Raw genomic sequence first — 10,408 nt, 5'->3', positions numbered from 1 at the left:
GACAGCACCCACGCTAGGGCGGGCAGGAGGACGCGCGGCACCCCTACCGGCCCCAGAAGTCCCCGACGAAAGGGGTGTTCACCAGGCGACGGGCAGCAGCGACGGCCCGCGCACGATCACCCCGAACTTCCACTCGACACCCTCGGGCCCGTCCGCGAACCGCAGGTTCGGGAAGCGTTCGAGGAGCGCGCCCAGCGCCACTTGCAGCTCAAGCCGGGCCAGCTGCGCGCCGATGCAGTGGTGCGGCCCGAAGCCGAAGGTCAGGTGCGGGTTCTTCTTGCGCGTCAGGTCGATGCGCTCGGGGTCCTCGAACACCTCGGGATCGCGGTTCGCCGCGTGCAGGGCGGTGAGCACCGGGTCGCCCATCCGCACCAGGGTGTCCCCCAGCTTGATGTCCTCCAGCGCGTACCGGGCGAACATCGCGGCGGTGTTGATCGGCACGTACCGCAGCAGTTCCTCGACCGCCGACGGCAGGAGTTCCGGCTTGCTGCGCAGCAACGCCAGTTCGTCCGGGTTGGTCAGCAGCGTGTACACGAAGCTCGGCAGCGCCGAGGAAACCGTCTCCACTCCGCCGGTGAGCAGTCCGGCCCCGGCGATGGAGATGAGCTCGTCCTCGCTCAGCTTGTCACCCGCGTCGCGCGCGGTCACCAGCGCGCCCAGCAGGTCGTCGGTGGGTTCCACGCGGCGCTTGGCGATCTGCTCGGCCATGTAGTCCGCGAGCGCGTCGCCCGCGGTGTGCAGCACGTCGCCCTTCGCGGTCGCGTCGTTCGTCAGCGCCTCGGTCCACTCGCGGAAGATCTTGTGATCCTCGAACGGGACGCCGAGCAGCTTGCAGATGACCGACACCGGCAGCGGCCGCGCGAAGTCCTCGACGAGGTCGGCGGGCTGTCCTTTTTCGACCATCGCGTCGATCAGGCCGGTGGTCATCGCGGTGACGTCGGCGCGCATCTTCTCCACCTTGCGCGCGGTGATCGCCTTGCCCGCGAGCCTGCGCAGCCGGGCGTGGTCGGGCGGGTCCATGCCCATCAGGCCGTCGTCGGCCAGCTCGCGCCGCATCCGCGGCTGATCGAGCCCCTGCGCGACGGCGCGGCTGAACCGCGGGTCGGTCAGCACCGTCTTGACGTCGTCGTAGCGGGTCGCCAGCCAGGAGGGTTCGCCATGGGGCAGCTGAACCCGGCACAGTGGTTCGTTGCGCTGCAATTCGGCGTAGCGGGGCGAAACCTCCGTCTCCCGCATCGCGAACGGGTACTCGTGGACTTGCCTGCCGGTCGTCATCCCAGTTCTCCTTTTACGGTCAATCGGTCCTCACCGACGGCGCCACGCGACCCGGCCGCCAGCACGGGCCCGTCGAACTCCTGCTGGACGAAGGACAACGCGTGCATCAGGCTCGCCGCGGTCACCGCGGGCGCCTGGCCCGCCTCGGCCACCCCGGCCAGGGGCATCGAGCCGAGCGTGGACCAGCCGAGCCTGCCCTCGGCGTCGATGTTGCTGCGGCTGCGACCGGCGTTGTCGGGGTGCAGGCAGTAGGGGACGTCGAGCAGTCCGCGGCGGAAGGCCAGCAGCAGCGCCCGCCCGATGTCCTCGTGCCCGTTCAGCACGGCGTCGACGAACGCGTACGCCTCGCGGTAGACCTGTCCGCCGTCCCGCTTTCCGTCCGCCATCAAAGAGGTTCCGCGAGCGACACGGGCCGCGTGTTCGAGCGCCTCGACGTTCTCGGCGACCGTCGGGATCCGGTGGGCTTCCGCGACCGTCTTCACGATGAGCCGCTCCGACCCGGTGCTCACCGCCAGCTCCGCGGCCCTCGCGAGCAACGCGAGGGAGCCCTCCGGTGTCGTCGGGTAAAGGCCCATGTAGCCGTACACCACTACGTGCCAGTCAGCGTCCGGCAGCAGCTCCGCGCACAGCCTGCGCAAGGCGTGGATCGCTTCCTGGTCCTGTGCCAGGTTGATCTGCTGCGCGTAGCTCACCGAGATGTCCCGCACGCCGTGGCGGTAGAAGAACAACGCTTCGAGCACGCTGATCGCGACCAGCTGGCTCGGTGGGCAGAGCTGGCCCATCATGCAGCCGCCGAACGTCTCCAGATGCGGCTCGACGCCGGTTTCCCGGATCCGCAGCAGCAGTGCGCAGCAGTCGGCCCAGTTGCGCACGGACTCTTCCAGCGGGGTGCGGCCGTAGGGCAGGCAGTAGGACACCGGGCCGCCCTCGGTGGCGTGCAGGCCGGTCGCCGCCAGGGCGCCGAAAATGTGTTGCGGGCGCGCGGATCCGTGCCGCACCTGGACCGGATAGTCCACATCGGACACACCGTCGAGCATCAGCCGGGTGGTCTCGGGGTGGTGGGTGACGATCGGGTACCCGTTGAGGCCGATTCCTTCCCGCAGCGCCGTTTCCGCCGATTCCAGGTCGCCGACGCGGGTGTAGCTGTCCAACGTGATCGTGCCGACGGTGACGGCGTCGGCGTTCTTGGTCGCGACGAGCCCGGCCCGCATCTGCTCGGGCCTGCCGAAGCCCATGCGCGGCTGCACGACGAGCGATCCCGCCCGGTGCGCGCGCCGCACGAACTCGCCGAAACTCACGGCGTGGCCCCGGCCGTGATGGAGCCGACGAAGCGCCGGAACGACAGCACCCCTTCCGCACCGTCGTCGAACACCGCGTCGAACCCGGCCGAAAGCAGGTCGGCGAGGTGGCTTTCGCTTTCCCCGCCGGTGATCCCGAGTTTGCCGCCGATCACCGCGGGCACGTTCGCGAGACGATCGTCCGCGCGCAGCCGCCGGATCAGGTGCAGCCCGTCCTGATAGCCGTGCCCGTTGACGCTGCTGATCACCACCAGCGCGGGCCGCAGCTGGAGCGCCTCGGAGATCAGCAGCTCCTCCGGGACGCACGGGCCGAGGTTCACCACCTCGTGGCCCAGCTCCTCGATCAGCAGCTGGAGGAAGACCAGGTTCCAGGTGTGCGCGTCGGAGCGGACCCCGCTGACGAGCACCGGACGGTCGCGGGCGGACCGCGGCGGCCGCGGCGGGGCGGGGACGTCGAGGGACTCGGACGTGCTCACTCCGCCGCGACCCCGCTCGTCTCGGCCCCGCTTGACTCGAAGACCCGGCGCGGTTCGAGCCGGGACACCGACACGATCTCTTCGCCACGCACCACCAGTTCGGCGGGGGCGGGCCTGCCCAGGAAGGTCAGCAGGCTCGCGGTGACGCCATACGCACCGGCGTTCGGGACGGTGAGCAGCTCGCCGCCGGTCAGCTCCGGCAGGTCGATGTCGCGGCCCAGGATGTCGCCCGGAGTACACAGTGGACCGACCAGGCTCGCGACGTCGCCGGTTTCGCCGTCCACCTCCACCGACGCGGGCAAGAGCCTGCCGAGTCCGGACAGCCCGCCGAGCGTGTTGATGCCGGCGTCGACGATCACGAACTTCCCGCCCCGGCTCTGCTTGACGTTCACCACGCGGGTCAGCAGGGAACCGCTGTCCCCCACCAGATAGCGGCCGGATTCGCAGGCCAGCCGTGTCGTGCCTTCGCGCCAGCCGGGCAGGTGCACGTCGAGGCTGTTCTCCAGTTCGGTGCGCAGCTTGTCGTAGACCGCTCGCTCGCCCCGCACCGCGTACGGGCTGGAGAACCCGCCGCCGATGTCCAGGAATTCCAGTGGGAGACCGACTTCCCGCTGGAGTTCGGCCGCGAGCGCGATCACGTGCTGCATCTCGCCGATCAGGCTCGCCTCGTCCTTGGCGTTGCTCATGGTGAAGAAGTGGGCGCCGACGACCCGGGTCCCGGCGACACTCGTCAGCTCGGGCATGATCTCGGGCAGCGTCTCGCTGTCGATGCCGAACTGCGAGGGCTTGCCCATCATCCGCATGCCGGTCGTCGCGCTCGCCGTCAGGGAGTTGATGCGCAGCAGGGCCTGCGCGGTGACGCCGAGGCGCACCGCGGCCGCGCCGATGTGCCGCAGGTCGCCGAGCGACTCCACGGAGAACATCCGCACCCCGAGACCGAGCGCGTGGTCCAGCTCGCCGTCGGTCTTGCCGGGCCCGGTGTAGAGGCACTCCTCGGCGGCGAAGCCCGCGGACAGCGCCGCGGAGAGTTCCCCGGACGAACTGATCTCCGCGCGGCAGGCGTGACTGCCGCCTTCACGCGTCGCGCGCGCCACCTCGGGATGGGGGTTGGCCTTGAGCGCGTAGTACAGCTCGAATCCCTCGGGCAGCATGGAGAACAGCTCGTCCCGTGCCGCCGCGACGCGGTCGAGGTCGTAGACGTACAGCGGGGTGCCGAAGCGCGCCGCCCATTCTTCGTGCGAGTTCACAGCCCCGCTCCCTCCAGCAGCCGGACGAGTTCCGCGGACGCGTTCTTCCCGTGCGCGGTCAGGGGGAATTCCGCCACCACATGGCAGACGGCGGGGACCTTGGCGGGTTCGAGCCGCTTGGCCAGTTCCCGGAGCACGACGTGGGGTTCGAGATCGGTCTCCACGCACACCGCCAGATCCCGGGTCTCCCCTGGCGGGACGGCGCCCGCGGCGCGGACACCGTCGATGTCCATCGCGGCCGCCTCGATCTCCAGCGTGCTCATCCGGACCCCCTTGCGCTTGAACATGTCGTCGCGGCGGCCCTCGAAGTACAGGTAGCCGTCCTCGTCGAGGCGGCCGTAGTCGCCGGTGTGCAACCGCAGCGCGCCGTTTTCGTCGCGCCGGAAGTTGCGTGCCGACAGCTCGGGATCGCGCCAGTAGCCGGGCATCACGTGCGGACCGGTGACCACGATTTCGCCGATCTCGCCGACCGGGAGTTCCGCGCCCGCGTCGTCGAGGATCAGCACCTTCGTGCCGGGCAGCGGCCTGCCGACCGAATCGGGACGCTCGAGGTCCTCCTCCGGCGGCATGACCGAGATCCGCTTGCACTCGGTCTGGCCGAACTGGCGGACCACGCGGACGCCGGGGAACGCCTCCCGCAGCGCGGTGATCGTGGACGCCGGCAGCGCGGCGCCGGTGTTGGTGAACATCCGGACCGGGGCGGGCGCCTCCCCCTCGCGGACGGCGAGGGTGGCGATCATGGTCGCCAGCGAGGGGACGATCGGCACCACGGTCGCGCCGACCTCGCGCATCCGCCGTAGCAGGAGGAGATCCGACTCGCCGTCGGCCAGCACCAGCTCGGAGCGGCCGAGGCAGGCCAGCAGCACCTTGTACAACCCGTAGTCCCACGACATCGGGAACCGGCAGAACACGACGTCGCCGGGCCGGTAGCCCAGCTCGGCCTGCAACGCCCGGGACGCGAACGTCATCTGCGCGTGTGGGCAGATGACCCCCTTCGGGGCGGCCGTACTGCCCGAGGTGTAGAGCAACGCGGCGACGTCGTCGGGGTGGATCTCCACCGGTGCCGCCCGCTTCCCCAGCTCGCGCAGTCTCGCGACCTCACGCCAGCACGATGTGAGTTCGTGCACCGGGGTTTCGGTCACCTCACGCAGCGCACCCACCACGGAACCGTCCGCGACCACCAGGCGGGGTTCGGCACTCGCCAGCACCGCCCGGAGGTGGAACGGCTTCATCCCCGGGTTCAGCGCCACCAGTGTCGCGCCGCGCCGGGAGACGCCGAGGAACAGCGCGACCAGCTCGCGAGTGGTCGGCAGCTGGGTGACCACCCGGTCGCCCGAGCCGATCCCCTCGGACTCCAGCCACGCGTCGACCGCGTGCGTGTATTCGGCGAGTTCGCGATAGGTCCATACTCCGGTCTTGTCACGCACCGCCGTCGAATCCGGGGTTTCGGCGACCGCCTCGTCGAGCAGGGAATGCACCAGCATTCCGTTCGGGGAATCGTTCACCACGTCCAAAGCCGCACTCCAGACCACGCGGAAATGTGCGCGCACATTCCGTATCGAGGAATCTATTGCAGCTGTTCCCCGGACACCGTCGACCGGCGGAACATCTGAAAGCATTCACCTGGTATTCACCATGAGCCCCAGTGTTTGCCCGGAACGCTACCTGCCACCCGAGAGCCGCCACACCCCTAATCTCCGCCCTTCCGGGTTCACGTCCGGCGGTGCCGCGGGTGCCTGCCGAGCGGCAGGTAGGGGCTGCTCGCGGCGGGGCCCGGGCGGCCCCGATGTCGCGAACGCTCCGTAGGGGACGTCCAGCGTCCCGAACGACGCTTTCGAGACATGCCCCGCCGCCATGTTCGCTCGGTTCGGCGACCACGGAAACCAGCTCCCGGCCGCGACGCCACTTCAGGGTGCAACAAGGGCGTCCCTCGGCACGTTGGACGCACCGAGTGCGTCCCTCGGCGCGTCAGATGCACCGGGGGCGTCCCTCGGTGCGGCGCCCCGGGAGGAGGCGGGCCGCGCGATCAGGAGCCGGTCAGTAGTTCCGCCGCCTTGGCCGCCAGCGCCAGGCGGTCCACCTTGCGGTTGGCGTTCAGCGGGAACTCGGCCAGGTTCCGGTAGTGCTTCGGGATCGTGCCCTCCGGCAGCAGCTCCCGCAGCCGCCGGACCAGGGTCATCGTCGCGATCGGCTCGCCGAGGTAGAAGGCGAACAGCTCGGTTCCGTTGTCCCCGGCGACTCCCAGCGTCACCGCGTCGTGGGCGCCACAGGCCCGCAGCGCCTGCTCGACCTCGGCCAGCTCGACCCGCCAGCCCTGCACCTGGACCTGCGAATCCAGCCTGCCGAGATAGGCCAGCTCACCGTCCCCGATCCGCCGGACGCGATCCCCGGTGCGGTACCAGCGCCGTCCGTCGTGCTCGAGGAAGCGGCCCCGTTCGTCCGCCGGATCGAGATAGCCCGGCGTGAGCTGGGGCCCGGTGACGCACAGCTCACCCTCGTCGTCCGCGAACCCGCCGTCGTCGACGAGCAGCAGGTGATCGTGGCCGCCGTTCAGCTCGCCGATCGGCACGACGCCGTTGACCGAGAGCGCGGCCGAGTCCTCCGACCAGCGATGCGCCGCCACCGTGATGGTCAGCTCGGTGGGGCCGTACAGGTTCTCCACGGTCGAGCCGGGCGCGGCGCGCTGCCAGTCGTCGGCGTCGCGGCACTTCAGGGCCTCGCCCGCGAAGAAGCTCCAGCGCAGGCCCGGCATACCGCCGTCGGCCAGCCCCTCGGTCCGGCGCACGAGGTCGATCACGCTCGGGGTGGAGAACCACACGGTCACCCCGTGCTCGGCGAGGTACCGCGGCAGCTCCCGATAGGACTGCGGCGGGATGACCGCGGCCGTGGCGCCGGCGCCCCACGCGCAGAACAGGTCGAACAACGAACAGTCGAAATTCAGGTCGAAGGTCTGCGAGAACACGTCGTCCGGGGTGAAGTCGTAGCGCGCGTCGAGCAGGCCGAAGTAGTGCCCGGCGTTGCCGTGCGTGATCACCACGCCCTTGGGCCGCCCGGTCGAGCCCGAGGTGAACAGCAGGTAGGCCGGGTCGTCCGGGCCCGCCTTGCGTGGCTGGTCGAGGCGGTACCGCGGATCGGCGACCAGCACCGTCCCCGAATCCGGCTCGCTCTCCGGCGCGAGCACGGCGACGTCGTCCTTTCCGGCCAGCAGCGCGGGCAGTGCCGCGACGTTCGCCTCGTCGACGATCAGCGCGGTCGCTCCCGAGGCATCGAGCATCTGCCGGGTCCTGGCCACCGGGAAGTCCGGCCGCAGCGGGACCACCGCGGCGCCCGCGTAGAGCGCGGCCAGGATGCCCGCGTACGCGGTGACCCCCTTGGCGGCCAGCACCCCGACCACCCGCGCGTCGGCCCGCACCAGCGCGCCCGCCCAGCACGACGCCAGCTCGTGCGCCCGCGCGTAGGTCATCGACACCGGGCCGACCCGCACGGCCACCCCGTCCGGGGACTTCGCCAGCCCGCGGAGGAACCTGCCGTGCAGACCCTCTCCGGTCACTTCATCCATTACCGACCTCCGCCGTGATTTAGGGGTGCACTTTACGGGGGAAAACCCGGGGCACGCAGTAAACTCCGGAACTGCCCCCGGCGAAATTCGTTGCCGGCTCACCGACCGATTCCGGAGTCATCATGTGGGACACCAAGTTCGAAGACCTGCTGCGCCGTCAGCTGCCTTACCTCGGCGCCGAGGAAAAGCTGGAAGCGGACACGCCGCTTCGTGAATTCGGGCTCGACTCGCTCGCGATGGTCGAACTGCTCTCCGTATTGGAGCGCACCTACGACGTCCGCTTCGAGGACGACGCGCTGACACTGGACACCTTCAAGACGCCGGGCATTCTGTGGAAAACGCTCTCCGGGGTGCTGGAGCCGGCGAACTGACGCCACCGCCGGGGCGGCGCCGGTTCACCGGCGTTCAGGCGCCGCCCCCGGCAGGCGCCATGCTCCGCCGCCGGGGCTGGAGCGCGAGCCGGGGATCCACGGCCAGCACCTCGAAGTTGTCGGTGGTGCAAGCCACCCGGCCGAACAGGCTGTCCGGGCCCGCGACGCACACCTTGCCGACGCCGAGGTCCTTCAGCGTCGCCACGACGTCGATCCAGCGCATCGGCCGGACGAAGCTGTCCAGCAACATCGTGCGCACCCCCTCGGCGGTCCGCAGCACCGTGCCGTCCTGGTCGGCCACCATCGGCAGCCGGGGGTCGGCCATCGGGAGCGCGCCGAGCACCTCGTCCTCGGCCTTGCGCCGCAGCGCGCCGAACGGGCTCGCGTGCATCGGCGGCCGCATCGTGTAGAGCGAAAACCCGCCGAGGTCGCGGATCCGGCGCTGCAGCCATTCGACGTTGTGCTCCCGCAGGGACACCATGTAGAAGTCGTGGTCGATGTGGCAGGAGATCTCGTGCCACTCGCCGCGCCCGGTCAGTTCGTCCAGTACCTCGTCCAGCTTTTCCCGGGGCGTGCGCACGAACGAATGCGTCACGACGTCCTGGTATTCGGTCGCGAAGTACTCCTCCAGGCAGCGAGCCAGCTTCGCGGTCAGCCACACACCGTCCTCAAAGGACACCGAACCGGCGTGGACGGCAGCGGGCTTCTCCCCGAAACTGGGGCCGGCGCAGACCTGCGGGGTCACCCCGAGCTCCGCCTCCGCCCACTGGGCGAGCGCGACGCAGTTGACCATGAAGGCCACCTGCGCGTACTCGGAGTAGTCGCCAGGCGTCTCGCGGAACCGGTCGACCAGCGAATAGCCGAGCCGGTCGCTCGCGGCCGCGACGAGCTTCCTGGCGAACGGGTTGATCAGCATGAACTTGCCGACGTCCGCGAAACGGGCGGGGCTCATCCCGGGAAACACCATGGCCGCAGCGGTACGGCTCACCTCGTCCATCGGTGACTACCTCCTCATCTTCTCGACGTGCTCGGGGGCGGCGGGCACCGGTTGCCGGTCGAGCCGCCCGAGGAACTCCGCGAGCACCGCCCGGAACCGCTCCGGCTCCTCCAGGTTCGGCATATGGCTCGACTCCTCGAAGATCTCCCAGCGGACGTCCGGGATCCGGTCGGCGAAGGGCTGCATGGTGACCGGCGTGGCCTCGTCGTGGCGACCGGACATCAGCAGCGTCGGCACCGCGATCTCGGCGAGGCAGTTCACCACCGACCAGTCCTTCAGCGTGCCCACGACGTGGAACTCGTTCGGGCCGTTCATCACCGAGTACACAGTGGAGTCGTTCGAGACCTCCATCAGCGACGCGACGTAGTCACGCGGCCATGGCTGGACCCGGCACACGTGCCGGTCGTAGAAAACACGCGCGGCGCGGAAGTACTCGTTCGAGTCGGTGGTGCCCGCGGCCTCGTGCCGGCGCATCGTCGCGTCGATCTCCGGTGGCAGCGCCGCCCGCAGCACCTCCATCTCCTGCCGCCAGAGCAGGTAGGAGGCCGGGGCGTCCGCGATGATCAGCCCGGCCAGCCCCGCCGGTCCCGCCGCCGCGTGCCGGGCGGCCAGCATGCCGCCCCACGAATGTCCGAGCAGGACGTAGTTGTCCGCGATCCGCAGCCCCCGCAGCAGGTTGTCGAGTTCGTCGAGGTACAGCTCGGGGGTGAAGAAATCGGTCGGACGGTCGGCCAGCCGGGTCGAACCACCGTTGCCGAGCTGGTCGTAGTGCACCACCGGCCAGCCGTCGTCGGCGAGCTCCGCCAGGTTCAGCAGGTAGTCGTGGGTGCTGCCGGGACCGCCGTGCGCCACCACCAGCGCCGGGTGCCCGGCGCCCGGCGTGCCGGTCACCCGGTACCAGGTCCGGCAGTCGCCGAAGGGCACCCATCCCTTGACACTGGGCGCCTTGACCATTCCCATCACCTCATCGACACGGCCGTCACGGGCTCTCACCGCGTCCATGTCTAATCGCCGGGACGCCGCTGGACCAGCCCCCTTAGGGGCGTCCCGGGGCGGCGGGCGCGGGGAGGATCGCGACCTCCGCCCGGTCCTCCGCTAGGGGTCCCCAGGCCCGCATTCCCGTTCGGACCCCTAACTTCGCCGCCGTGGCTTTCCTCGGGTTTCCAGCGGGGATCGTCGAATTAG

At 70.2% G+C, this 10,408-nt stretch carries 9 protein-coding genes; 1 reads left to right on the top strand and 8 read right to left on the bottom strand.

Annotation, left to right across the window (positions count from 1 at the left end):
- Nucleotides 1–78 precede the first annotated feature (78 nt).
- The 6 genes from ACFW0G_RS38060 to ACFW0G_RS38035 form a co-directional block, all read right to left on the bottom strand.
- Nucleotides 79–1,275, bottom strand: coding sequence for a cytochrome P450 (locus ACFW0G_RS38060; RefSeq protein WP_378330358.1), 1,197 nt, complete (start codon nucleotides 1,273–1,275; stop codon nucleotides 79–81).
- On the bottom strand, nucleotides 1,272–2,573 hold the full coding sequence (locus ACFW0G_RS38055; RefSeq protein ID WP_378330357.1) for a methylaspartate mutase: 1,302 nt from the start codon (nucleotides 2,571–2,573) through the stop codon (nucleotides 1,272–1,274). Before ACFW0G_RS38055 ends, ACFW0G_RS38060 begins: the two co-directional genes overlap by 4 nt.
- Nucleotides 2,570–3,049 carry a cobalamin B12-binding domain-containing protein gene (locus ACFW0G_RS38050; protein WP_378330356.1) on the bottom strand — a complete coding sequence of 160 codons (480 nt, stop codon included), beginning with the start codon at nucleotides 3,047–3,049 and terminating at the stop codon, nucleotides 2,570–2,572. The genes ACFW0G_RS38055 and ACFW0G_RS38050 overlap by 4 nt, the downstream gene beginning before the upstream one ends.
- A complete protein-coding gene (locus tag ACFW0G_RS38045; protein WP_378330355.1) occupies nucleotides 3,046–4,296 on the bottom strand; it encodes a type III PLP-dependent enzyme in 1,251 nt (416 codons plus the stop codon). Before ACFW0G_RS38045 ends, ACFW0G_RS38050 begins: the two co-directional genes overlap by 4 nt.
- Nucleotides 4,293–5,804, bottom strand: a complete 1,512-nt coding sequence (locus tag ACFW0G_RS38040; RefSeq protein WP_378330354.1) for an AMP-binding protein — start codon at nucleotides 5,802–5,804, stop codon at nucleotides 4,293–4,295. Before ACFW0G_RS38040 ends, ACFW0G_RS38045 begins: the two co-directional genes overlap by 4 nt.
- A gap of 518 nt (nucleotides 5,805–6,322) precedes the next feature.
- Complete coding sequence (locus ACFW0G_RS38035; RefSeq protein WP_378330353.1) at nucleotides 6,323–7,855, bottom strand: AMP-binding protein; 1,533 nt, start codon at nucleotides 7,853–7,855, stop codon at nucleotides 6,323–6,325.
- A gap of 122 nt (nucleotides 7,856–7,977) precedes the next feature.
- Here ACFW0G_RS38035 and ACFW0G_RS38030 point away from each other — a divergent pair, with 122 nt between their 5' ends.
- Nucleotides 7,978–8,226: an acyl carrier protein gene (locus tag ACFW0G_RS38030; RefSeq protein WP_378330352.1), complete on the top strand. Its 249-nt coding sequence runs from the start codon at nucleotides 7,978–7,980 to the stop codon at nucleotides 8,224–8,226.
- Between the two features lie 34 nt (nucleotides 8,227–8,260).
- On the opposite strand, the gene ACFW0G_RS38025 is transcribed toward ACFW0G_RS38030, so the two are convergent.
- Nucleotides 8,261–9,223: an ACP S-malonyltransferase gene (locus tag ACFW0G_RS38025; RefSeq protein ID WP_378330351.1), complete on the bottom strand. Its 963-nt coding sequence runs from the start codon at nucleotides 9,221–9,223 to the stop codon at nucleotides 8,261–8,263.
- Nucleotides 9,224–9,229: 6 nt separating this feature from the next.
- Nucleotides 9,230–10,225 carry a proline iminopeptidase-family hydrolase gene (locus ACFW0G_RS38020; protein ID WP_378330350.1) on the bottom strand — a complete coding sequence of 332 codons (996 nt, stop codon included), beginning with the start codon at nucleotides 10,223–10,225 and terminating at the stop codon, nucleotides 9,230–9,232.
- Between the last annotated feature and the right edge of the window lie 183 nt (nucleotides 10,226–10,408).

The sequence above is a fragment of the Amycolatopsis sp. NPDC058986 genome (genome assembly GCF_042741125.1).
Taxonomy (GTDB): Bacteria; Actinomycetota; Actinomycetes; order Mycobacteriales; family Pseudonocardiaceae; genus Amycolatopsis.
The sequence above is the reverse complement of the archived record's forward strand: the minus strand, read 5'-3'. Positions and strand labels throughout refer to the sequence as shown.

Coding starts and splice junctions, on each gene's coding strand:
- ACFW0G_RS38060 (WP_378330358.1), bottom strand. CDS start 1,275: ATGACGACCGGCAGGCAAGTCCACGAGTACCCGTTCGCGATGCGGGAG.
- ACFW0G_RS38035 (WP_378330353.1), bottom strand. CDS start 7,855: ATGGATGAAGTGACCGGAGAGGGTCTGCACGGCAGGTTCCTCCGCGGG.
- ACFW0G_RS38030 (WP_378330352.1), top strand. CDS start 7,978: ATGTGGGACACCAAGTTCGAAGACCTGCTGCGCCGTCAGCTGCCTTAC.
- ACFW0G_RS38025 (WP_378330351.1), bottom strand. CDS start 9,223: ATGGACGAGGTGAGCCGTACCGCTGCGGCCATGGTGTTTCCCGGGATG.
- ACFW0G_RS38020 (WP_378330350.1), bottom strand. CDS start 10,225: ATGGACGCGGTGAGAGCCCGTGACGGCCGTGTCGATGAGGTGATGGGA.